Annotated in this window: 19 protein-coding genes and 2 pseudogenes; 1 reads left to right on the forward strand and 20 read right to left on the reverse strand. The window is 71.1% G+C overall.

The window, feature by feature from the left end; translation table 11 throughout:
- Positions 1-5: 5 nt before the first annotated feature.
- From ACIA6A_RS33345 to ACIA6A_RS33370, 6 genes are read right to left on the reverse strand one after another with little or no spacing between them, the layout of a single operon-like run.
- A complete protein-coding gene (locus ACIA6A_RS33345) occupies positions 6-1,025 on the reverse strand; it encodes a response regulator (protein WP_396101954.1) in 1,020 nt (339 codons plus the stop codon).
- Positions 1,022-1,699: a ribulose-phosphate 3-epimerase gene (rpe, locus tag ACIA6A_RS33350; protein WP_396101955.1), complete on the reverse strand. Its 678-nt coding sequence runs from the start codon at positions 1,697-1,699 to the stop codon at positions 1,022-1,024. Before rpe ends, ACIA6A_RS33345 begins: the two co-directional genes overlap by 4 nt.
- A gap of 42 nt (positions 1,700-1,741) precedes the next feature.
- Positions 1,742-3,232: an RsmB/NOP family class I SAM-dependent RNA methyltransferase gene (locus ACIA6A_RS33355; RefSeq protein ID WP_396101956.1), complete on the reverse strand. Its 1,491-nt coding sequence runs from the start codon at positions 3,230-3,232 to the stop codon at positions 1,742-1,744.
- On the reverse strand, positions 3,229-4,155 hold the full coding sequence (gene fmt, locus ACIA6A_RS33360; protein WP_396101957.1) for a methionyl-tRNA formyltransferase: 927 nt from the start codon (positions 4,153-4,155) through the stop codon (positions 3,229-3,231). Before fmt ends, ACIA6A_RS33355 begins: the two co-directional genes overlap by 4 nt.
- Before the next feature lie 4 nt (positions 4,156-4,159).
- Complete coding sequence (gene def, locus ACIA6A_RS33365; protein ID WP_396101958.1) at positions 4,160-4,717, reverse strand: peptide deformylase; 558 nt, start codon at positions 4,715-4,717, stop codon at positions 4,160-4,162.
- Between the two features lie 37 nt (positions 4,718-4,754).
- Entirely contained in the window at positions 4,755-5,987 is a 1,233-nt protein-coding gene (locus tag ACIA6A_RS33370; protein ID WP_396101959.1) for a cytochrome P450, read from the reverse strand.
- A gap of 52 nt (positions 5,988-6,039) precedes the next feature.
- Here ACIA6A_RS33370 and ACIA6A_RS33375 point away from each other — a divergent pair, with 52 nt between their 5' ends.
- Complete coding sequence (locus tag ACIA6A_RS33375; RefSeq protein ID WP_396101960.1) at positions 6,040-7,221, forward strand: esterase-like activity of phytase family protein; 1,182 nt, start codon at positions 6,040-6,042, stop codon at positions 7,219-7,221.
- On the opposite strand, the pseudogene ACIA6A_RS33380 reads toward ACIA6A_RS33375, so the two are convergent.
- The 14 genes and pseudogenes from ACIA6A_RS33380 to pyrR all read right to left on the reverse strand — a co-directional run.
- Positions 7,218-8,765 (reverse strand): annotated as a pseudogene (locus tag ACIA6A_RS33380) (primosomal protein N'); the annotation flags it as partial. The gene ACIA6A_RS33375 and the pseudogene ACIA6A_RS33380 sit on opposite strands and share 4 nt — an antisense overlap.
- Positions 8,766-9,413: 648 nt before the next feature.
- Positions 9,414-9,857, reverse strand: a pseudogene (locus ACIA6A_RS33385) (hypothetical protein); the annotation flags it as partial.
- Between the two features lie 344 nt (positions 9,858-10,201).
- Positions 10,202-11,392 (reverse strand): methionine adenosyltransferase, encoded by a 1,191-nt coding sequence (gene metK, locus ACIA6A_RS33390; protein WP_396101961.1) that lies wholly within the window; start codon positions 11,390-11,392, stop codon positions 10,202-10,204.
- A 54-nt stretch (positions 11,393-11,446) separates the two neighbouring features.
- Positions 11,447-12,691, reverse strand: a complete 1,245-nt coding sequence (gene coaBC / locus ACIA6A_RS33395) for a bifunctional phosphopantothenoylcysteine decarboxylase/phosphopantothenate--cysteine ligase CoaBC (protein ID WP_396101962.1) — start codon at positions 12,689-12,691, stop codon at positions 11,447-11,449.
- 64 nt (positions 12,692-12,755) lie between these two features.
- Positions 12,756-13,019, reverse strand: coding sequence for a DNA-directed RNA polymerase subunit omega (gene rpoZ / locus ACIA6A_RS33400; protein ID WP_396101963.1), 264 nt, complete (start codon positions 13,017-13,019; stop codon positions 12,756-12,758).
- A 12-nt stretch (positions 13,020-13,031) separates the two neighbouring features.
- Entirely contained in the window at positions 13,032-13,622 is a 591-nt protein-coding gene (gmk, locus tag ACIA6A_RS33405; RefSeq protein ID WP_396101964.1) for a guanylate kinase, read from the reverse strand.
- 32 nt (positions 13,623-13,654) lie between these two features.
- Positions 13,655-13,972, reverse strand: coding sequence for an integration host factor, actinobacterial type (mihF, locus tag ACIA6A_RS33410; protein WP_396101965.1), 318 nt, complete (start codon positions 13,970-13,972; stop codon positions 13,655-13,657).
- A gap of 184 nt (positions 13,973-14,156) precedes the next feature.
- Complete coding sequence (pyrF, locus tag ACIA6A_RS33415) at positions 14,157-14,987, reverse strand: orotidine-5'-phosphate decarboxylase (protein WP_396101966.1); 831 nt, start codon at positions 14,985-14,987, stop codon at positions 14,157-14,159.
- A 277-nt stretch (positions 14,988-15,264) separates the two neighbouring features.
- Positions 15,265-16,269, reverse strand: a complete 1,005-nt coding sequence (locus ACIA6A_RS33420; protein WP_396101967.1) for a quinone-dependent dihydroorotate dehydrogenase — start codon at positions 16,267-16,269, stop codon at positions 15,265-15,267.
- Complete coding sequence (carB, locus tag ACIA6A_RS33425) at positions 16,266-19,574, reverse strand: carbamoyl-phosphate synthase large subunit (protein ID WP_396101968.1); 3,309 nt, start codon at positions 19,572-19,574, stop codon at positions 16,266-16,268. The genes ACIA6A_RS33420 and carB overlap by 4 nt, the downstream gene beginning before the upstream one ends.
- Positions 19,574-20,683, reverse strand: coding sequence for a glutamine-hydrolyzing carbamoyl-phosphate synthase small subunit (carA, locus tag ACIA6A_RS33430; protein WP_396101969.1), 1,110 nt, complete (start codon positions 20,681-20,683; stop codon positions 19,574-19,576). Before carA ends, carB begins: the two co-directional genes overlap by 1 nt.
- Positions 20,680-21,960 carry a dihydroorotase gene (locus ACIA6A_RS33435; protein WP_396101970.1) on the reverse strand — a complete coding sequence of 427 codons (1,281 nt, stop codon included), beginning with the start codon at positions 21,958-21,960 and terminating at the stop codon, positions 20,680-20,682. Before ACIA6A_RS33435 ends, carA begins: the two co-directional genes overlap by 4 nt.
- Entirely contained in the window at positions 21,957-22,880 is a 924-nt protein-coding gene (locus tag ACIA6A_RS33440) for an aspartate carbamoyltransferase catalytic subunit (RefSeq protein WP_396101971.1), read from the reverse strand. Before ACIA6A_RS33440 ends, ACIA6A_RS33435 begins: the two co-directional genes overlap by 4 nt.
- The gene (gene pyrR / locus ACIA6A_RS33445; protein ID WP_396101972.1) at positions 22,877-23,452 is read right to left on the reverse strand and encodes a bifunctional pyr operon transcriptional regulator/uracil phosphoribosyltransferase PyrR; all 576 of its coding nucleotides are present in this window, start codon (positions 23,450-23,452) and stop codon (positions 22,877-22,879) included. Before pyrR ends, ACIA6A_RS33440 begins: the two co-directional genes overlap by 4 nt.
- Positions 23,453-23,748 lie beyond the last annotated feature (296 nt).

A 23,748-nucleotide genomic window follows, 5' to 3' on the forward strand; every position in this document is an offset into this window, starting at 1 on the left:
GCGCGTCAGCCCAGCGGGACGTCGTCGGTCTCCGAGTCACCGCGCCGGCGGTCGATGGCCACGTACGACCCGGGCTGGCTCTTCGCGACCTTCTTCATCTCGGACGCGACCGCGACCACCGCCCGGTAGTCGTCGAACGGCCGGCCCCCGGCCGTCGACTGGGCCACCCCGATCGAGAGAGTGACCAGGGCCGCCCGTTGCTTGCCGCCCCGGCGGTCCGGGACCTCGATGTAGCCGCGGCGGGCGTCCTCGGGGTCGTACAACTGGTCGGCGGACGACTCGAAGTCGGTGACCATGTGCTTGGTCAGCGGCAGGACCTGGTCCGGGTGGCAGATGAAGACGAAGTCGTCACCGCCGATGTGGCCCAGGAACACCGACGGCTTGCCGGCCACCGTCGCCGCCCGGTGCAGGCTGCGCGCCATCGTGGTGATGAACTCGTCGCCGCGGTCGAAGCCGTACACGTCGTTGACCGGCTTGAAGCGGTCGATGTCGATGTAACCGACCGAGAAGTCGCCGCCGCCGCGCAGCCGGTCCACGATCTCGCGGGTGACCCGGGCGTTGCCGGGCAGCCCGGTCAGCGGCGAGACCTCGCGGAACTCCTTGGTGCGCCGCAGCGTCGAGGACACCCGTGCGATCAGCTCGGCGGTGTCGAACGGCTTGACCAGGTAGTCGTCGACCCCGGCGGTCAGCCCGACGACCTTGTCCACGGTCATGCCCTTGGCGGTCAGCATGATCACCGGCAGCGCGGACGTCAGCGGCTCGGCCCGCAACCGGCGGGTGAGCTCGACACCGTCCATCCGGGGCATCATCCAGTCGACCACGGCCAGGTCGGGGCGCCGCGTCTCCATCAGCTCCAGCGCCTCCTCGCCGTTCGCGGCGCGGATCACCTCGAAGCCGTGCACCTTGAGGTTGAACGCGACGAAACCGGCGATGTCCTCGTCGTCGTCCACGACCATGACCAGGTCGGGACGCTCCACCGGGGCCGCCCCCGGCGCGTCGTTGACGCTGACCGGCTTCGAGCTCATGCTCTGACCGGGGTGTTCGCCGCCAGGTCGCGGAGCTTGCGGATCGCCTCGGCGGGATCCGCGGCGCCGTAGACCGCGGTGCCCGCGACGAACGCGTCGGCACCGGCCTCGGCGGCCTGCTCGATGGTGTCCGCGGCGATGCCACCGTCGACCTCGAGGCGCACCTCGAGGTTCTTGGCGGTGATCCGGCGCCGCACGTCACGAACCTTGTCCAGCATCTCCGGCATGAACTTCTGCCCGCCGAACCCGGCCTTGATCGTCATGATCAGCAGGGTGTCCACATAGGGCAGCAACTCGAGATAGGGCTCCACCGGGGTGTCCCGGTCGATGGCCAGGCCGGCCTTGGCGCCCGCCGCCCGCAGCGTCTTGGCCAGCGCCACCGGGTTCTCGCACGCCTCGGCGTGGAACGTCACGTTGTACGCCCCGGCCTCGGCGTACCCGGGCGCCCAGCGCTCCGGGTCGGTGATCATCAGATGCACGTCGAACGGGATCGACGTCGCCTTGCGCAGACTCTGCACCACCGGCAACCCGATGGTCAGATTCGGGACGAAATGGTTGTCCATGACGTCGACGTGCACCCAGTCAGCCGCACCCTCGATGTCATGCACGGCCGAGGCCAGGTGCGCAAAATCCGCGGCGAGGATGCTGGGGGCGATGATCGGCGATGACTCCACCGCTGAAGTGTATGACCTCACCGCCCCCGGCATCCGCGAGACCTAACTCGTGCGGCGCAGGACCGCCAGGAACATCGCGTCCGTGCCGTGGCGGTGGGGCCAGAGCTGCACCGTGGGGCCGGTGCCGAGCTTCGGCATGCCCGCGGGCAGCAGCGGGCGGGCGTCCACGAAGTCGACCTCGACACCGCTGCGGCGCGAACCCTCGGTCACCGTCACCTGGGTCTCCACCATGTGCGGGGAGCAGGTCACGTACGCGACCACCCCGCCCGGGCGGACCGCGCGCAGCGCCGCGACGAGCAGCTCGCGCTGCAGCTTCGTCAACGGCGGCAGGTCGGTGGGCTTGCGGCGCCAGCGCGACTCCGGGCGCCGGCGCAGCGAGCCCAGACCGGTGCAGGGCGCGTCGACGAGCACCCGGTCGAAGCCCTCCTCGGGCAGGTCCGGGTCCCGGCCGACCGTACGCCCGTCGGTCGGCAGGACGGTGACCGGCAGGCCGACGGTGGCCTGCTCGACCAGCCGGGCCCGGTGGTCGGCGACCTCGACCGCGGTGACCTCGGCGCCACGCTGCGACGCGATCGCGCCGAGCAGGCCGGCCTTGCCGCCGGGGCCGGCGCACAGGTCCAGCCAGCGCTCGTCGCGGCCCTCGAGCGGCGCCGCGACCAGCGCCGCCGCGACCAGCTGGGAGCCCTCGTCCTGCACGTGCGCGCGGCCGTCGCGGATCGCGGCCAGCTCGGACGGGGAACCGCCGTGATTCAGATAGACCGAGTACGGCGAGAACGCGCCGGGCACGCCACCCACCTCGTCGGCGAGCTCGATCGCGTCGGAGCGGCCCGGGCGGGCACACAGGTGCACGGTCGGCGGCTGGTTGTCCTCGATCAGCAGGCGGGCGGTGTCCTCGAGGTCACCGCCGAGCGCCTCCGAGAACGACCGGATCACCCACTCCGGGTGGTTGTGCACCACCGCGAGGTTCCCGATCGGGTTCTCCGCGTAGTCCGGCGCGAGCTTGGTCAGCCAGTCGTCGTGGCTGGTCTCGGAGATCGTGCGCATGACCGCGTTCGCGAAACCGGCCGCGCCGGGTGCGACCGAACGGACCAGGTCGACGGTCTGGTTGACCGCGGCGTGCGACGGGACCCGGGTGAACAGCAGTTGGTACGCCCCGAGGCGCAGCGCGTCCCGCGCGGGCGGGTCGATCCGGGACACGTCCCGGCCGGCCGCGTCGGCGATGATCAGGTCGAGGGTGCCCAGGGCCCGCAGCGTGCCGTACGTCAGCTCGGTCGCGAACGCCGCGTCCCGCCCGTGCAGCCCCATCTCCCGCAGGATCCCGGACAGCACCAGGTTCGCGTACGCGTCGTCGCGGTGCACCGCGGCGATGGCCTCGTAGGCGGCCTGCCGGGCCGGGTCGGACGACGGGCGGCCGGCGCGCGGGGCCCGGCCGGACCGGGCGTCCCGGTCCTGGGTGCGGCCGTAGCCGGGCCCGCCGGAGCCGCGCGGGCGGCCGGTGTGGTGCGGGCGGTCGGCGTGGTGCTCGGAACTCACTGAAGTTGCTCCCCGGGGTTGATGCGCAGGCCGCGCGCCCAGTCGCCGGCCGACATGGGCTTCTTTCCAGCGGCGCGGACCTCGCCGAGGATGACAGGGGTGGTGGCGGTGCCCGCGAGCACCTGGTTGCGCTCGACGAGCAGCTCACCGGGGCGCAGCGGCACCGCGTTGGCCACCGGGCGGACCGGGCCGAGCTTGACCCGTTCGTCGCGCAGGGTGGTCCAGGCGCCGGGCGCCGGGGTGCAGGCCCGGATCCGCCGGTCGACCGCGAACGCCGGGTCGCTCCAGCGGATCCGCGCGTCGTCGACGGCGATCTTCGGGGCCATCGAGATGCCGTCGGCGGGCTGCGGGTGCGCCCGCGCGGTGCCGGCCTCGATCGCGTCGAGCACCGCCACGAGCAGGCCGGCACCCTCGGTGGCGAGCCGGTTCAACAGGTCACCCGACGTGTCGGTGGCGCGGATCTGCTCGGTGAGCGTGCCGTAGACCGGGCCGGTGTCCATGCCGGCCTCCAGCTCGAACACGCTGGCACCGGTGACCTCGTCACCGTGCAGGACGGCGTGCTGCACGGGAGCCGCGCCACGCCAGGCCGGCAGCAGCGAGAAGTGCAGGTTCACCCAGCCGTGCTCGGGGATCTCCAGGGCGGACGAGGGCACCAGGGCGCCGTACGCGACGACCGGGACGCAGTCCGGCGCGATCTCGCGCAGCCGCTCCTGGAACTCCGGTTCCCGGGGACGCTGCGGGGTGAGCACCTCGATGCCCCGCTCGTCGGCCCACGCGCCGGCCGGTGAGCGCAGCAGCTTGCGCCCGCGCCCGGCGGGGGCGTCGGGACGGGTCACGACCGCGACCAGCTCGTGCGACGACGCGGCGATCGCGTCGAGGGAGGGCAGGACCACTTCCGGCGTACCGGCGAAGACAAGGCGCATCAGCTCACCGTCCCAGACCGAAGAGGCCGCGGCCGTGCGGGCTGGCCTTGACGACCGGCGGCTTGCCCGCGTCGTACCACTCGGAGGAGCGGATCTGCTTCATCGCGTCCTTGCGCCCGGCGGCGTCGAGCCGGTCCAGGAACAGCACCCCGTCGAGGTGGTCGGTCTCGTGCTGGACACACCGCGCCATCAGGCCGGTGCCGATCAACCGGACCGGGTCGCCGTGCTCGTTGAAGCCCTCGGCCACGACGTTCTGCCGGCGCTTGGTGTCGACGTAGACCCCGGGGATGGACAGGCAGCCCTCGGGGCCGTCCTGCTCGTCCTCGTCGGGGAAGCTCAGCACCGGGTTGACGATGTGGCCGACCACGTCGTCGACGTCGAACGCGAACACCCGCAGGCCGACCCCGAGCTGCGGGGCGGCCAGGCCGGCACCGCCCTCGTCGAGCATCGTGTCGGTGAGGTTCTTGACGAGGGTGCGCAGTTCCTTGTCGAAATCGGTGACCGGATCGGCCTGCGAACGCAGCACCGGGTCGCCGAAAAGACGGATGGGCTGGACGGTCACTCGGCCCTGCTCCTGACTGATGGCGGTGTTGTTCCGCCTAGTCTACGGAGGCCGCCCGCCGGCTACCCAACGCGACCGGCTGAGTGGCCCAGCCGCGCAGGGTGAGCCGGTCGCGCCGGACCGGTTCCCCGGCCGCCGTCAGCTCCGGGAAACGCCGCAGCAGCGCGGGCAGGGCCACCTGGGCCTCCAGCCGGGCCAGCGGCGCCCCCAGGCAGTAATGCGCCCCCGCGCCGAACGACAGCGGAGCGTTCCCGGGCCGGTCCGGGTCGAACCGGTCGGGGTCACGGAAGCGGGCCGGGTCCCGGTTGGCCGCACCCAGGAGGAGCACGAGCTCACTGCCGGCGGGTACGGGCAGCCCGCCGACCGTCGTGTCCCCGGCCGCGAAACGCTCGGTCAGCTGCACCGGGGAGTCGTACCGCAGGATCTCCTCGACGAACGCGGGCGCGAGCTCCGGATCCGCGCGCAACCGGGCAGCGAGATCCGGATGGCGCAGCAGCAACCACAGCCCGTTCCCGAGCAGGTTCGTGGTGGTCTCGAACCCGGCGACCAGCAACAACGCCAGGTTGCCCATCAGCTCGTCGGCGGTCAGCTTGTCACCGCCGGCGTCGTGCGCCGCGGCCAGCGCGGTCACCAGGTCGTCACGCGGCTCCCGCCGGCGGATCGCGATCAGAGCCTCGAAGTACGCGGTGAGCTCACCGGCCGCCTCGTGCGCGGCCCGGCCCTGCGCCTCGCTCCAGCGCACCTCCAGCACCGCGGTCAGCGCCTCGGCCAGCCGCCGGAACTGACCCCGGTCCTGCGGCGGCACCCCCAGCAGGGTGCAGATCACCCCGATCGGCAACGGGTACGCGAGGTGGCCCATCACGTCGACGGCCCCGTCCACGGCGTGCGTCTCGAGCTCGGCCAGCGCGTCGTCGACCTGCGCGACGATCGCCTCGCGCAGCCGCCCGACCCGCCGCGCGGTGAACACCCCGGAGGCCAGCCGGCGCATCCGGGTGTGGTTCAGCGGGTTCTGCCGCAGCATCGAGTCGACGAACAACGCGACGCCCCGGTTCTCCCGCCAGTCCGACCACTGGTCGTCGAGCAGCACCGTGTCATACGTCCCCATCAGCGGATCCCGCAGGATGGCGTCGACGGCGTCGTAGCCCGTGACGAAGAACGTCTGGTTCTGCCCGATGATCGGCCCGGCCGACCGCAGCACGGCATAGGCCGGGTACGGGTCGTGCCCCGCCCCGGGCGACAGAAGCGTATTGATCGCTGCGGCAACATCCACCGCTCTATTGTGGGCCGCCTGGGATTCACCGTGGGCCCCTAGCGTGCCGCCCATGCGTCGAATCGTCTCCCGGGTGGCCGTCACCGGCCTCCTCGTCCTCGGAGCGGGCCTGGCGGCAGCCCCGTCCTCCGCTTCCTTCTCCCGGCCCACCCTCACCGGCTTCGCCTCGTTGCCGGCGCTCACCTTCGTGCCCGGCAGCGAACCCTCCGGCGCCGCACTGGGCACCGCGCCGGTCAACGGCATCGCCGCGCCCTGGGACGACCAGCCGGTGCAGGGCTTCTCCGGCGTGCTGCCCAACAAGGACGGCACCTACGACGTCCTCAGCGACAACGGTTACGGCAACAAGGCCAACAGCGGCGACTTCCTGCTCCGCGTGCAGCACATCGGCCCGGTCACCGGTACCGGGAAGGTGGACGTCCTCGGCGGCATCACCCTCACCGACCCGGACCACAAGGTGCCGTTCGCCCTCACCCGCGCGGACCGGGTCCTCACCGGTTCCGACTTCGACCCGGAGTCGATCGTCCGGGCCGGCGACGGCACGCTGTGGATCGGCGACGAGTTCGGCCCGTACCTGCTGCACTTCGACCGGGCCGGCAAGCTGCTCACGGCCCCGGTCCCGCTGCCGGGCGTCTTCGCCCCGGAGAACCCCACCGGCCCGAGCAACCTGCCCAGCAGCAAGGGCTTCGAGGGTACGGCGCACTCGCCCGACGGCCGCTACCTGTACCCGTTGCTGGAGGGGACCGTCGCCGGTGACACCCCGGGTGACCTGCGCTTCAACGAGTTCGACACGCACCGCGGCGGGTACACCGGCAAACGCTGGACCTATCGCCTCGAGTCCCCGGCCAACGCCATCGGCGACGCCATCCCGGTCGACGCCAACCGGTTCCTCATCATCGAACGCGACAGCAACCAGGGCGACGCGTCGCAGGTCAAGCGCATCTACCTCGCCGACCGCCGGGACCGCAACCACGACGGTCTCATGGACAAGACGCTGGTCGTCGACCTGCTGACCATCGCCAACCCGCGCCGGCTCGGCGGTTTCGGCACCACGTTCCGCTTCCCGTTCCTGACCATCGAGGACGTGGCACTGCTGTCCGGCGACACGATCGCGGTCCTCAACGACAACAACTTCCCCGGCTCCGCGGGCCGCACCCCCAACACCGCGGACAACAACGAGTTCATCACCGTACGGCTGCCGCACTCGCTCAAGCCGGACCCGCGCGTCCTGCCCTAAAGCAGCTCGGCGGGGTCGACCTGGACCCTGACCGGAAGGGTGGCCCGCTTGGCGCTGCGTACCCCCGCGGCCTCGTGCAGCACCCGCGCCAGCTCGGCCGCCCTTCCCCGGGACACCCGCACCAGCATCCGCTCCTGCTCCTCGTCGGCGGCCGGCACCGGCCCGAGCACCTCGGCCCCCTCGGGCAGCCGGGCGATGTCGAGCAGCTCGGCCACCGCCTCGGTCCGCCCGGTCAGGCTCACGAACCGGGCGGCCGGGGGAAAGCCCAGCTCCCGCCGCTCGGCGAGCTCCCGCCCGGCGAACCATCCCGGATCCCACCGCAGCAACGCCTGCACCGGGGCCAGCGACCCGTCGGCCACCACCACGACCCGGCCGCCGTCCCTGCCCGGCCGGGCCAGCGCCGCCGCGGACAACCACCGCCGCATCGTCTCCTCGGCCGCCCGCAGATCGGCCCGGCTCAGCAACGCCCACGAGTCGAGCAGCAGCACGGCCCCGAACCCACCGTCGGCCACCGGCTCAGCACCCGGCGTAGCGACAACCAGCGCGGCCTCCCCCGGCACCGTGTCGAGGATCTCGTCCCGCCCCGACGTCCGCACCGGCACACCCGGAAACGCCCGGCCCAGCTCCTCAGCCGTCCGCCGTGCCCCGGTCACCGAAGCCCGCAGCCGCCGCCCCCCACAGGCCGGGCACGAATAGTCGGCCGCGGCCCGCCCGCACCAGTGACAGGTCGGCACATCCCGGGCACCGGCCAGCCCCAACGGCCCCGAACAATGCGGACACCGGGCCGGCGTGCGGCACTCGGCACAGGCGACAGCGGGCAGATACCCCCGCCGCGGCACCTGGACCAGCACCGGAGCACCGTCCTTCAGCGCCTGCCGGGCGGCCTGCCACGCCAGACTCGGCAACCGGGCGGTGGCGGCCCCGGGATCCCGGGCCAGCTGCGGATCATCACCGGTGGGAGCAATGTTCGGGCACCGCGCCCGGATCGTGTCCCGGGCCGCGACGATCTCCTTCGCCCACCCGGTCTCGAGAAGCAGCTGAGCCTCCCCGGTCCGGGCGAACCCGGCCACCAGCGCGGCACACCCGGCCATCTGGGCCCGGGTGAGCAGCACATCCCGGGCATGCGGGTACGGCGCCCGGGGCTCGGCATGCAAGTCGTCCCCGTCGTCCCAGATCACCACCAGCCCCAGATCCGCGACCGGGGCGAACATGGCCGCCCGGGTCCCGGCCACCACCGGGACCCGGTGCCGGCTCGCGGCCAGGAACCGCCGGTACCGCTCCGAGGGCCCGGCGGCGGCGTTCAGGGCGACATGCCGCCCCGGTCCGAGCACCGCGGCCAACGCCCGGTCGACCCGCTCCAGATCCCGGGCATCCGGAACAACGACGACAACGCCCCGCCCACCCCGCACGGTGGCAGCGCAGGCCTCCGCGATCCGGGCGGCCCAGTCCTCCCCGGGCAGAGCGGACCACACCGCCCGGGCCTCCCGCCCCTGCTCCAGAGCGTGCAGGAACGAAGGCCCCGCGGGATAGTCCCCCCACCCCGGACCCCGGTCGCCCGGACCCTGGTCACCCGGACCCTGGTCGCCCAGGTTTTGGTCTCCCCGGCCCCGGTCTCCCAGGCCTTGGTCTCCCCGGCCTCGGTCTCCCCGGCCTTGGTCGCCCGGCGGGACGCCACCGGCCGGCGGCGGACCACCCTCCGTACCCCTCACCGCGGGCCCGGCCGGCCGGCCATCCGCCGCGTCGACGCCCGGGCCGCCCCCCTCACCGGGCACAGCAACGGCAACCGCGCCCACCGGAACCGCCTCGGCCGCGGCAGCACCCACCGAGGCCGAGGCACGAGACCCGGCAGCCGGCGACAGAACACCGTCGACCAGACCCGGCCCCGCAGCGAAGGCCGCCGAAGGGCCAGGACCACCCCCCGAGCCAGACGCACCGGGGCCGCCCTCAGAACCGAGCGTGGCAGAACCGCCTTCCGAGCCAGGCCTGACAGAACCGCCACCCGGGCCAGGCCCAGCGGGGCCGTCCTCGGGGCCAGGCGCAGCGAAATCACTCTCCAGGCCAGACGTAGCGAGGCCACCCTCCGAACCAAGCGTGACAGAAACGCCACCCGGGCCAGGCCCAGCGAAGTCGCTCCCCGGGCCGGGCGCGGCGGGGTCGCCAAGTCGGGTTCCGGCAGGCGGGCCGACAGGCGGGCCGGCAGCAGATGGCCGCGACCCTTCCGGACCAGGCGGCCCGGCCTCGGGCGGCACCGGGCCTCCCGGACCGGCCTCGGGCGTCCCCGGGGCGGGCGAGCCGGGCTCAAGGGGTGGGGTGGGTTGGGACTCGACGCGTGCGTGGCGGGGTGGGATCGCCAGGCGGAGGACATCGGAGAGGTTGCCGGCGTAGCGGTCGGCCACGGCCCGCGCGAGGGTGGCGATCTCCGGGTCGAGGATGCGTTCCGGGGAGACGACCTTGTCGAGGTAGGCGAGCTTGGCGTGGGTGCTCGACTCCGCCCGCTCCAGGATGAAGCCGTTGACCATCTGGCCGGCGAAGCGGACCTTGACCCGGACGCCCGGCTGGGCCGCGGCGTCGTCGGACGCCGCGACAAGGTAGTCGAAGGGGCGATCGAGGTGCGGCAGCGGCACGTCGACGGACACGCGGGCGACCGGGAGGGTCGTCGCGGGTTCGCGGTCACGCTGTTTCGCCGGCACCCGACCATTCTGCCGCCGGGGTACGACATCGTCCGGCGTGACGGGAGCGTCTGTGGACAACTCCGCGAAGAGTGCGGGCGGGGCCGGATCCGCAGCGGCAGCCCGGTCGGAGACGGGCCCCCGGGAAGCGGCCGGACCCCCGGAAGGCGGACCCGCAGCAGGCGGGACCGCGGTAAGCAGGGCCGCGATAGGCAGGGTCGGGGCTGGGTGGGGTGGGGCAAAAAGAGCGGGTGCCCCGGCATCAGCCGGGGCACCCGCCTCGTGTGACAAGTGAGCCTGGGACAACTGGGTCAGGCTGCGGCGTTCTTCAGGTCCTGGGCGCGGTCCGTGTTCTCCCAGAGCAGGTCCGGCAGCTCACGGCCGAAGTGTCCGTACGCGGCGGTCTGCTGGTAGATGGGACGCATCAGGTCCAGGTCACGGATGATCGCGGCCGGGCGCAGGTCGAAGACGGCGTTGATGGCCTTCTCGATCTTTTCCACCGCGACGTTCTCGGTGCCGAACGTCTCGACGAACAGGCTGACCGGGTGGGCCTTACCGATCGCGTACGCGACCTGGGTCTCACACCGCTCGGCAAGACCCGCCGCGACGACGTTCTTCGCGACCCAGCGCATCGCGTACGCGGCAGAGCGGTCCACCTTGGACGGGTCCTTGCCGGAGAACGCGCCACCACCGTGACGGGCGTAACCACCGTAGGTGTCAACGATGATCTTGCGTCCGGTCAGGCCGGCGTCACCCATCGGGCCACCGATCTCGAAGCGGCCGGTCGGGTTGACCAGCAACCGGTAACCCTCGGTGTCGATGCCCAGGGCCTCGAGCTCCGGGCCGATGACATGCTCACGCACGTCCGGGGTCAGCAGCGACTCCAGGGAGATGTCGGCCGCGTGCTGCGACGACACCACGACCGTGTCGAGACGGACCGGCTTGAGGCCGTCGTACTCGATGGTGACCTGGGTCTTACCGTCCGGGCGAAGGTACGGGATGGTGCCGTCCTTGCGCGCGGCCGACAGACGGCGGGCCAACCGGTGGGCCAGAGCGATCGGCAACGGCATCAGCTCGGGCGTCTCGGAGCACGCGAAGCCGAACATCATGCCCTGGTCGCCGGCACCCTGCGCGTCGAGGACGTGCTCGGAGTCACCCTCACGCAGCTCGAGGGCACTGTCGACGCCCTGCGCGATGTCGGGTGACTGCGAGCCGATGGAGACGCTGACGCCGCAGGACGCGCCGTCGAATCCCTTCTTCGACGAGTCGTAACCGATACCGAGGATCGTCTCGCGGACGATGCTCGGGATATCGGCGTACGCCTGGGTCGTCACCTCGCCGGCGACGTGCACCTGACCGGTAGTGATCAGCGTCTCCACCGCAACGCGGCTGCGCGGGTCCTGCGTGAGCAGGGCATCGAGAATACCGTCGCTGATCTGATCAGCGATCTTGTCCGGGTGGCCTTCCGTGACCGACTCGGAAGTGAACAGGCGGCGTGCCACGGTGCTCCTCAGATTCGTCGAAGGTTCGTTCCGCGGCAGTGTAGTCACCACCGCTCAGCGGGCGCTGGCCCGGCCTTGTGCCGTCCCATCGTCGCCGACCTGCGGGACCAGCCGCGCGGCGACCTGGTCCCATATCGCATCGGATACATCGTCTTTGGGGAGTTTGCCGAGCCGCACGGTGGAGCCGTCGGCCCCCAGGATCGTGACGGTGTTCTCGTCGGATCCGAAGACCAGGTCGGTGCCCACCTCGTTAACGACGATGAGGTCCGCACGTTTCCGGGAGAGTTTGCCACGGGCGTTCTCGAGCGCGTCGTGGGTCTCGGCGGCGAACGCGACGAGCATCTGACCAGGGCGTTTGGCCGCACCGAGCTCGGCGGCGATGTCCGGGTTGGTGACCAGCTCGAGCACCGGGGCCGCGCCGTCATCGGTTTTTTTGATCTTCTGGCCGGCCACCGACGCCGGGCGGAAGTCGGCCGGCGCGGCGGCCATGACCACGACGTCGGCCCCGGTCGCGGCGGCCACCGTGGCCTCGCGCAGCTCCTCGGTCGTGCCGACGGTGATCAGGTCGGCGCCGGCCGGGACGCGAAGAGTGACGTTCGCCGCAATCAGTGTGACCCGGGCACCACGGGCGACCGCGGCACGGGCAAGGGCGTATCCCTGCTTTCCGGACGAACGGTTGCCCAGGAACCGTACGGGATCGAGTGGCTCACGGGTGCCGCCCGCGGTGACCACCACGTGGCGCCCGGCCAGGTCGTGCGGGGCGGCCGCGCCCCGGCTCAGGACCCGCAGCGCGGTCGCGTAGATCTCGGCGGGGTCGGGCAGCCGGCCCTTGCCGGTGTCGGCACCGGTGAGCCGGCCCACGGCGGGCTCGATGACGATCGCCCCGCGGGCGCGCAGCGTGGCGACGTTGGCCCGGGTGGCGGGGTTCTCCCACATCTCGGTGTGCATCGCCGGCGCGTAGACGACCGGGCAGGTGGCGGTGAGCAGCGTGTTGGTGAGCAGGTTGTCGGCGAGGCCGTGCGCGGCCTTGGCCAGCGTGTCGGCGGTGGCCGGGGCGACCAGCACCAGCTCGGCGGCGCGGCCGATGCGCACGTGCGGCACCTCGTGCACGTCGTCCCAGACGCCGGTGGCGACCGGACGGCCGGACAGGGCGGCCCAGGTGGGCTCGCCGACGAATCGCAGCGCCGACGCGGTGGGTACCACGCGTACGGAGTGCCCGGCCTCGGTGAACAGCCGCAGCAGCTCGCACGCCTTGTAGGCGGCGATGCCACCGCAGACGCCGAGCACGACCTCAGCCATGGTTACTCCTGCCCAGCAAAAAGCCCGCGCCCGCAAGAATGCGGACACGGGCCGGACGTGTGAATCACGGGTTGTCGGTCGCCTCGGCGGTCAGCAGCCCGGCGTTGATCTCGCGCATCGCGATCGAGAGGGGCTTCTCCTGCGGCGTCGTCTCCACGAGGGGGCCGACGTATTCCAGGAGGCCCTCACCGAGCTGGCTGTAGTAGGCGTTGACCTGGCGGGCGCGCTTGGCCGCGAAGATCACCAGCGAGTACTTCGACGAGGTCTTGTTGAGCAGCTCGTCGATCGGCGGGTTGGTGATGCCCTCGGGGTTGGCGATGGTTCCCACGAATTGACCTACCTAAAGCTGTTCGGGAGTCAGATATGACGAACCGAGCAATCCTACCAGCTCATCCGCGGCGCGCTCGACGAAGTCGTTGACGACCGTGCGGTCGAACTCCTTCTCGGCGGCGAGTTCCTCGTCGGCGTGCTTGAGCCGGCGGCGGATGGTCTCCTCGTCGTCGGTGCCGCGGCCGACGAGACGGCGGCGCAGCTCCTCGACGCTCGGCGGGGCGAGGAAGACCAGCTGGGCGTCGGGCGTGGTGGCCCGGACCTGGCGGGCGCCGTGCAGATCGATCTTCAGCAGGACCGGACGGCCCTGCGCGAGCCAGCCCTCGACCTGGGCCCGGGGCGTGCCGTAGAGGTTGCCCGCGAACTCGGCCCACTCGAGCAGCTGATCGCCGTCGACCAGGCGCTGGAACTCCGAACGGGTGACGAAGTGGTAGTGCTCGCCGTCGGTCTCGTAGTCACGCTTCTTGCGCGTCGTCACCGAGACCGAGAGCTTGATCCATGGCGAACGCGCCCGGATCAGCTCGATCACGCTGTCTTTCCCGACCCCGGAGGGGCCGGACAGGACAGTAAGTCGAGCTGCCGGGCGCGTGTCGTCATCCATACTCACGGCTCATTCCTACACGAGCCACTGAGTCAGTTCGCAGCGAACTCCCCCAGGAGGGCCTTACGCTGCTGCTCGCCGAGGCCACGAAGGCGACGGCTGTCGGCGATCTTGAGCTTCTCCATGATCTGGGTGGCCCGGATCTTGCCGATGCCCGGCAGTGCCTGGAGCACGGCCGAGACCTTCAGCTTGCCAACGACGTCGTCGCCCTCGGCCCGGTCGAGCACGGCGGCGAGGGTGGTCTTGCCCTGCTTGAGCTGATCCTTCAGCTCAGCGCGAGCCTTACGGATCTCCGCGGCCTTCTCCAGCGCGGCTTTACGCTGTTCGGGGGTCAGTGACGGGAGCGGCACCAGTTCTCCTCAGGTCCCTATCGCGCTGGTATACGAATACCGGCGCATCTGTGAAACGTGGTGTGCCAGGGAACCAAAGGGGCATGTGGTTCCCGGCGCCGGGAAAACTAGCGGTCAATGGCGCTTTCGGCAACGTGGGGGTACCCCCCGGGCCGGTGCGGCCGGGCCTGCTAGGCAGGCTGTTTCACCCGATCACGGCCCGGCAGGCGGCCGCAGCGCGCTCCGCGGCGGCCCGCAGCGAGGTCACGTCGGGTCCCGCCGCGAGAACCTCGCGTGAGTACGACGGCAGCACGTTCCGCAGGCTCTCGCCGAAAATCGCGCGGAGGCCGGCGGGGTCCCCGCCCTGCGCGCCGAGGCCCGGCGCGAGGAGCGGCCCGTTGATCTTCGAGAGGTCGTGGCCGGTCTCGCCGATGGTCGCGCCGACCACCAGACCGAAACTTCCGAGACCTTCCGCACCGGCGTTGAGCTGGGAAATCTCGTCGATCACGGTCTGCGCGACGGTGCGGCCGGCCGCGGTGACGGCGTGCTGAAGTTCCGGTCCTTCCGGATTCGACGTCAGCGCGAGAACGAAGACGCCGGCGCCGTGAGCGGCCGCCAGGTCGAACGCGGGACGCAAAGAGCCCACGCCGAGATAGGGACTCACCGTAATCGCATCGACACTCAGCGAACTGTCCGGATCGAGGTACGCGGCGGCGTACGCGGCCATCGTCGAGCCGATGTCACCCCGCTTGACGTCGAGAAGTACCAGCGCACCGGCCTCGCGTGACTGTCGGATAGTTGACTCAAGAACAGCGACGCCACGTGACCCAAATCTCTCGAAGAACGCCGACTGCGGCTTGAGAACGGGGACCCGATCAGCCAGTGCTTCGACGACCGTAAAGCTGAAGCGTTCCAGGCCGGCGAGGTCGTCATCGAGCCCCCAGCGCTCCAGCAGGGCGGGGTGCGGATCGATGCCCACGCAGAGCGGGCCCTGGGCCTCCGTGGCGGCGCGCAGCCGGTTTCCGAAGCTCTCCATCGCGGTGATTCCCTTTCGTGTCGGGTGGCGGACACCGCTGCGGCGACCCCACTGGTAATGCGTTCGACCTCGGAGTGGTCCGCTCTCAGCGGTCCCGGCGCCGGGGTGATGTAAGGAGCGGCCCTTCAGCGGCCTTACCGCTTCCAGGGCCGCCCGAGGCCCATGGGAGCCCTTCCAGGCCGCCAGCGGCCCGATGAGGCCCGCTGGGCGCGCTCCCAGGACCGGGTCCCGGCGGGCAAAAAGAAGTCCGGCCGAGCATGCGCTCGGCCGGACCGGGTCATCGCCGGGCCTTCGCCGCGGCTCGGACAAGGGCCGGGCCCCGGTAGATGAAACCCGTGTAGAGCTGGATCAACGCGGCCCCCGCGTCGAACATCCGGGCCGCGTCGTCGGCGCCGGTTATCCCCCCGACCCCGATGATCGGCAGTTTCCCGCCGGTCTCCTGATGGACGAAGTGCACGACCTTGCGGGCCCGTTCGGTCAGCGGCCGGCCGGAGAGCCCGCCCGCCTCACCCGCCCGCGCCTCGTCCCCCGCGGCCAGCCCACCGCGGTCCAGCGTGGTGTTGGTGGCGATGACGCCGGCCGCACCGTACGCGAGGCACACCTCCAGCAGCTCCGCGATGGCCGGCTCGGTCAGGTCGGGCGCGATCTTCACCAGTACCGGGGTCTTGCCGACCAGGGCACCCAGCAACGATGCCAGGGCCGATTTGTCCTGCAACGTACGCAACCCCGGCGTGTTCGGCGACGACACGTTGACCGCGATGTAGTCGGCGTACGGCTCCAGCAGCTCGTACGAGGTCAGGTAGTCCTGCACAGCCTCCTCGAGCGGGGTGACCTTGGACTTGCCCAGCGAGACGCCGAGCGGCACCCCGATCGGGCCGAGCAGCTCGAGCCGGGCCGCCAGCGCCGCGGCACCGGCGTTGTTGAAGCCCATCCGGTTGATCACGGCCTCGCTGTCACGCAGCCGGAACAGCCGGGGCCGGTCGTTGCCCGGCTGCGGCTTCGCGGTGACCGTGCCGACCTCGACGAAGCCGAAGCCGAGCGCGGGCCACGACGGCAGCGCCACACCGTTCTTGTCCATCCCGGCGGCCAGGCCGACCGGGTTCGGGAAACGCACCCCGAAGACCTCGGTGGGGGCGCTGACCGCGTACCGGCGGCGCAGCAGCGCGAGCGCACCCGGGTTGAGCCCGGCGAGGCGGTCGAGGGTGAACTCGTGCGCCTTCTCCGCGTCGCCGCCGCCCACCCGGAACAGCACCGGGCGGACGGCGGTCTCGAAGAACGTCACTCGCTCTCCCGCAGGGCGGCGTGCAGCTCCTGAAGCGGGCGTACGGTCATGTCGCCCCGCATCAGCGCCTCGATGCCCATCACCGCCGCGGCGGCTCCCGGAACCGTGGTGATGCTCGGGATGTCATGGGTGACCGCCGCGCTGCGGATCTCGTACCCATCGGAACGGGCACTGGCCCCGGAGCCCTGCGGGGTGTTGATGATCAGCGCGATCTCCCCCGCCTGGATCAGCGCGACCGCGTTCTGGCCCGGGCTCTCGAAGTGCTTCGGCACGACCTCGCACGCGATGCCGTGCCGGCGCAGCACCTCACCGGTGCCCGCGGTGGTCACGATGGTGAAGCCCAGGTCGGCCAGCCGCTTGATCGGGAAGATCATCGACCGCTTGTCCCGGTTGGCGACCGACACGAAGACCTTGCCGCTGGTCGGCAGCGAGCCGTACGCGGCGGCCTGCGACTTCGCGAACGCCGGGCCGAACGCCGGGTCGATGCCCATGACCTCGCCGGTCGACTTCATCTCCGGGCCGAGCAGGCTGTCGACGCCCTTGCCCGCCGGGGTACGGAACCGCTTGAACGGCAGCACCGCCTCCTTGATCGCGATCGGCGCGTTCTCCGGGGTGGACCCCCCGTCGCGGCTCTTGAGCAGCATGCCCTCCGCCCGCAGCTCCGCGATCGTGGCGCCGAGCATGATCCGGGCGGCCGCCTTGGCGAGCTGCACCGCGGTCGCCTTGGACACGAACGGGACGGTCCGCGAGGCGCGCGGGTTGGCCTCCAGCACGTACAGCACGTCGTCCTTGAGCGCGTACTGGACGTTCAGCAGGCCCCGCACCCCGACCCCGCGGGCGATCGCCTCGGTGTAGCGGCGCACCTCGGCGAGGTGCGAGCCGGCCAGCGTGACCGGCGGCAGCGAGCAGGACGAGTCGCCGGAGTGGATGCCGGCCTCCTCGATGTGCTCCATGACCCCGCCGATGTAGACCTCGCCGGTGGCGTCGCAGAGCGCGTCCACGTCGATCTCGATGGCGTCGTCGAGGAAGCTGTCCACCAGCACCGGGTGGTCCGGGGAGATCTCGGTGGACCGGGCGATGTAGTCGGCCAGCGTCGGCTCGTCGTAGACGATCTCCATGCCGCGGCCGCCGAGCACGTACGACGGGCGGACCAGCACCGGGTAACCGATCTCGTCCGCGATCGCCTTGGCCTGCTCGAACGAGGTGGCGGTGCCGTGCTCGGGCGAGCGCAGTCCGGCCTTGGCCAGCACCGCGCCGAACAACCCGCGGTGCTCGGCCAGGTCGATCGACTCCGGCGAGGTCCCGACGATGGGTACGCCCGCGGCCTTGAGACGTTGCGCGAGCCCCAGCGGCGTCTGCCCGCCGAGCTGCACGATCACGCCGACGACACCCGGGCCGCCGGCCGCCTTGCCCGAGGAGTCCTCGGAGTGGAAGACCTCCAGGACGTCCTCGAACGTCAGCGGCTCGAAGTACAGCCGGTCGGCGGTGTCGTAGTCGGTGGAGACGGTCTCCGGGTTGCAGTTGACCATGACGGTCTCGTACTCGCCCTTGAGCGCCATGACCGCGTGCACGCAGGAGTAGTCGAACTCGATGCCCTGCCCGATCCGGTTCGGCCCCGAGCCCAGGATGATCACCTTGGGCCGGTCCGACGGTGCGACCTCGGTCTCCTCGTCGTACGTCGAGTAGTGATACGGCGTGTCCGCCTCGAACTCGGCGGCACAGGTGTCGACCGTCTTGTAGACCGGGCGGATCCCCAGCCGGTGCCGCAGCGTACGGACACCGTCCTCACCGGCCAGCTCGGGGCGCAGCGCGGCGAGCTGCCGGTCGGACAGGCCCTGGCGCTTGGCCCGGCGCAGCAGCACCTCGTCGAGCACCGGCGCGTCCAGGATCTCGGCGCGCAGGTCGACCAGCGCCTTGATCTCGTCGAGGAACCACGGGTCGATCCGGCCGCTGGCCTCGTGCACCTGCTCCACGGTGGCGCCCAGGCGCAGCGCGGCCTCCACCGTGTACAGCCGCCCGTCGTGCGGCGTACGCATCGCTTCGAGGGCTTCTTCCTTGCTCTCGAAGCTCGGCGCGGTCCAGAAACCGGCCGCCTTCGTCTCCATCGAGCGCATCGCCTTGTTGAGCGCCTCGGCGAAGTTGCGGCCCAGGCTCATCGCCTCACCGACCGACTTCATCGTGGTGGTGAGCTCGGCGTCGGCGCCGGGGAACTTCTCGAACGCGAACCGGGGGATCTTCACGACCACGTAGTCCAGCGCCGGCTCGAACGCGGCCGGGGTCTTCAGTGTGATGTCGTTCGGGATCTCGTCCAGCGTGTAGCCGATGGCCAGCTTCGCGGCGATCTTCGCGATCGGGAAACCGGTCGCCTTCGAGGCCAGCGCGCTGGACCGCGACACCCGCGGGTTCATCTCGATGACGACCAGGCGGCCGTCGTCCGGGTTGATCGCGAACTGGATGTTGCAGCCACCGGTGTCGACGCCGACCTCGCGCAGCACCGCGATGCCCAGGTCGCGCAGGTTCTGGTACTCCCGGTCGGTCAGCGTCATGGCCGGCGCGACGGTGACGCTGTCGCCGGTGTGCACACCCATCGGGTCGATGTTCTCGATCGAGCAGACGACCACGACGTTGTCGTTCTTGTCGCGCATCAGCTCGAGCTCGTACTCCTTCCAGCCGAGCACGCTCTCCTCGATGAGCACCTCGTGCACCGGGGAGGCGGCCAGGCCGGCACCGGCGATGCGCTCCAGGTCCTCGTCGGTGTGCGCCATGCCGGAACCCAGGCCACCCATGGTGAACGACGGCCGGATGACGACCGGCAGACCCAGGTCGGCGACGGTCGAGCGGACCTCGTCCATCGAGTGGCAGACCCTGCTGCGCGGGGTCTCGCCGCCGGCCTTGGCGACGATGTCCTTGAACAGCTGCCGGTCCTCGCCGCGGTTGATCGCCCCGATGTCGGCGCCGATCAGCTCCACGCCGTACTTCTCGAGGATGCCGTTCTCGTGCAGCGCGACCGCGGCGTTGAGCGCGGTCTGCCCGCCCAGCGTGGCCAGGATCGCGTCGGGGCGTTCCTTCGCGATGACCAGCTCGAGGAACTCCGGGGTGATCGGCTCGACGTACGTGGCGTCGGCGAACTCCGGGTCCGTCATGATCGTCGCGGGGTTGGAGTTGATCAGGGAGACGCGCAGCCCCTCGGCGCGCAGCACCCGGCACGCCTGGGTGCCGGAGTAGTCGAACTCGCAGGCCTGCCCGATGACGATCGGCCCGGAGCCGATCACCATCACATGCTGGAGATCAGTACGTTTGGGCATCAGGCATCCACTTTCTCGACGAGCTCGACGAAGCGGTCGAACAGGTAGTCCGCGTCACGCGGGCCCGCGGCTGCCTCGGGGTGGTACTGGACGGTGAACGCGGGGACGTCGAGCGCCCGCAGGCCCTCGACCACGTTGTCGTTGAGGCACACGTGGGAGACCTCGACACCGCCGAAGTCGGTGTCGATCACGGTGTTGAGCGGCGCGTCGACCGCGAAGCCGTGGTTGTGGCTGGTCACCTCGACCTTGCCGGTGGTCTTGTCGAGCACCGGCTGGTTGATGCCGCGGTGGCCGTACCCCAGCTTGTAGGTCCCGAAGCCGAGCGCGCGGCCCAGGATCTGGCTGCCGAAACAGATGCCGAACAGCGGCACCCGGCGCTGCAGCACCGCGCGGGCCAGCGCGACCGGCACGTCCGCGGTCGCCGGGTCACCCGGGCCGGGCGACAGGAACACCGCGTCCGGGCTGACCGCGAGCATCTCCTCGATCGTCGTGGACGCCGGGAAGATGTGCGTGGTCACACCGCGCTGCGCCAGCCGGCGCGACACGTTGCGCTTGATGCCCAGGTCGAGGGCGGCGACCGTGTACCGGTGCTCCCCCACGGCCTCGACGGTGTACCGCTCGGCGGTCGTGACCTGGGCGGACAGGTCGGCCCCGGTCATCTGCGGCTGGTCGAGCACGCGGGCCCGCAGCGACACCGGGTCGAGGTCCACCGTGGAGATGCCGACCCGCATCGCGCCACGCGAGCGCAGGTGCCGGGTCAGCGCCCGGGTGTCCACGCCGCTGATCCCGACGACACCCTCGGCGGCCAGGCGTTCGCCCAGGTCACCGGTCGAGCGCCAGTTGGACGGGCGGCGGGCCGGGTCACGCACGACGTAACCGGCGACCCACATCCGGTCGGACTCGTCGTCCTCGTCGTTGACGCCGGTGTTGCCGATCTGCGGCGCGGTCTGCACCACGACCTGCCGGTGGTACGACGGGTCGGTCAGCGTCTCCTGGTAACCGGTCATCCCGGTGGTGAAGACCGCCTCGCCGAACGTCTCCCCCTCGGCGCCGTAGGACTCACCGGAGAACGTGCGCCCGTCTTCGAGCACGAGAATCGCTTTTTTCATCTGACTGCTTTCCCATCCAGGACTGTCGGCTCTCCCCGGAGGAAGGTCGCGACGATGCGACCTGGCAGGGTGGTGCCCGCGTACGGTGTGTTGCGGCTGCGGCTCGCCAGCTCGGCCGGGTCGACGACCCGCCGGGCGGACGGGTCCACCAGCGTGAGGTTGGCCGGCGAGCCGGCGCTCAGATCGGTGCCGTGCCCGTCGAGACCCGCGATCCGGGCCGGGGCACGCGACATCCGCTCGGCGATCAGCTCCCACGGTTGATCGAAGCCCAGATCCTCTAGGACGGACAGCACCACCGGCAGCGCGGTCTCAAGACCCACCATGCCGGGACGCGCGTACGCCCATTCGCACTCCTTGTCCTCCACGGCGTGCGGGGCGTGGTCGGTGGCGACGATGTCGATGACCCCGTCGATCAGTGCCTGACGCAGGGCTTCGACATCTTTCGCCGTACGCAACGGTGGGTTGACCTTGTAGACCGGGTCGTAGCTGGCCGCGAGCTCGTCGGTGAGCAGCAGGTGATGCGGGGTGACCTCGGCGGTGACCCGCACGCCGCGGGCCTTGGCCTGGCGCAGCACCTCGACCGACCCGGCCGTGGACACGTGGCAGACGTGCAGCCGGCTGCCGACGTGCTCGGCGAGCAGCACGTCACGGGCGATGATCGCCTCCTCGGCGACCGCGGGCCAGCCGGTCAGCCCGAGACGGGTGGAGACCTCGCCCTCGTGCATCTGCGCGCCCTCGGTGAGCCGCGGCTCCTCGGCGTGCTGGGCGATGATCCCGTCGAACGCCTTCACGTACTCCAGCGCGCGGCGCATCAGCCGCGGGTCGGCGACGCAGTGCCCGTCGTCGGAGAAGATCCGCACGTTCGCGGCGGAGGTCGCCATCGCGCCGAGCTCGGCCAGCTGCTTGCCGGCCAGCCCGACGGTGACCGCGCCGATCGGCTGCACGTCGACCAGCCCGGCCTCGCGACCGAGCCGCCAGACCTGCTCGACGACGCCGGCGGTGTCGGCGACCGGTGAGGTGTTGGCCATCGCGAACACCGCGGTGTAGCCACCGAGTGCCGCCGCCCGTGAACCGGTCTCGACCGTCTCGGCGTCCTCGCGGCCGGGTTCCCGCAGGTGGGTGTGCAGATCGACGAGCCCCGGCAGGGCCACCAGACCCGTACCGTCGATCGTCTCGTCGGCTTTGATCTTCTCCGTGCTGACGACGCCGTCTTTGATCAGCAGATCGGTGGGTGCGGCGCCCAGAACGGAGACCCCTGTGATGAGGTACGAGGTCATGCCTTGCCTCCGAGCAGCAGGTAGAGAACGGCCATCCGGGCGCTGACCCCGTTGGCGACCTGTTCGACGATGGTGGAGCGGGAGGAGTCGGCCACCTCGGGCGCGATCTCCATGCCGCGGTTCATGGGACCGGGGTGCATCACGATCGCGTGGCCCGGCAGCTTGCGCATGCGCGGCACGTCGAGTCCGTACCGGCGGCTGTACTCCCGGGCGGAGGGGAAGAAGGAGTCCTGCATGCGTTCGGTCTGCACCCGCAGCATCATCACCACGTCCACATCGCCGAGGACGCTGTCCAGGTCGTAGGACACCTTCGTCGCCGGCGACAGCGCGGCGGCGACGTCGAGCGGGATCAGCGTCGGCGGGCCGACCAGGGTGATCTTCGCGCCGAGCGTGGTGAGCAGCAGGACGTTGGAGCGCGCCACCCGGCTGTGCAGCACGTCACCCACGATGGCGACCTTCAGGCCGTCGATCTTCCCGAGCCGGGACCGCATCGTGTACGCGTCGAGCAGCGCCTGGGTCGGGTGCTCGTGGGTGCCGTCCCCGGCGTTGATCACCGAACCGTCCACCCACGAGGCGAGCCGGTGCGGGGCCCCGGAGGCCGGGTGCCGGATCACGACCGCGTCGGCGCCCATTGCCTGCAATGTGAGAGCCGTGTCCTTCAGGCTCTCACCCTTCGAGACGCTGGAGCCTTTCGCGGAAAAATTGATCACATCCGCGGAGAGCCGCTTGGCCGCGGCCTCGAAACTGATCCGGGTACGCGTCGAGTCCTCGTAGAAAAGGTTGACCACGGTCCGCCCGCGCAGCGTCGGCAGCTTCTTGACCTCGCGCCCGGCGAGCGCCGCCATCTCCCCCGCGGTGTCCAGGATCAGCGTCGCGGTCTCGGCGTCGAGATCCGCCGCGGAACGCAGATGCTTGATCATCGGGCCTCTCCCCACAGCTTGACCTCGTCCACGCCGGCGTCCGTCTCGGCGAGCGACACGCGCACCTTCTCGCTCAGCGCGGTCGGGATGTTCTTGCCCACGTAGTCCGCCCGGATCGGCAGCTCCCGGTGCCCGCGGTCGACCAGGACGGCGAGCTGCACCGAGCTGGGACGGCCGACATCGCTGAGAGCATCAAGAGCCGCACGCACCGTACGGCCGGAGAAGAGCACGTCGTCGACCAGGATCACCCGGCGGCCATCAAGGCCGTCACCAGGGATTTCCGTCCTGCCGAGCGCCCGCGTCGCGTGCAACCGGAGGTCGTCGCGGTAGAGCGTGATGTCGAGCGCGCCGACCGGGATGTCGATGCCCTCGAAGGCGTGGATCCGCGCGGCCAGCCGGTGGGCGAGCGGAACGCCCCGGGTCGGGATCCCCAGCAGAACCGTTCCGGTGGCACCGGAGGTCTTCTCGAGGATCTGGTGCGCGATGCGGTCGATCACCCGGTGCAGGTCCGCTCCCGAAAGAATGACCTTGCTCGCGGGTGGTGTTTCGGTGTCAGCGCGTGGTTGTGCCACGGCGGACCTCCTTCCCCGCCTCACGGGACGGGTCGTTAAAGGACGTCGGTGCTTTTCTCCGGGCCCCCGATCAAGGGCTGCCCGATGGCTGACGCTACGTTACCAGTGAGCGCGATGTTGACCATGGTGACGTGGCCTACCCACGGGATCAGTCGGACGAATGCGGGCAACTCTCCCCCTGGCTCGGCGACTCATAGGTAACCGACACTTGACCAGGGGTCGCAAACTCCGTACCGTCACGCAGCGTAGCGATCCGGAGGAAGAACCCTCCGGGCGAGCACAGTACTGGAGTGTCC

Origin of the sequence: Actinoplanes sp. NPDC051494 (assembly GCF_044454705.1) — a bacterium.
Classification (GTDB): domain Bacteria; phylum Actinomycetota; class Actinomycetes; order Mycobacteriales; family Micromonosporaceae; genus Actinoplanes.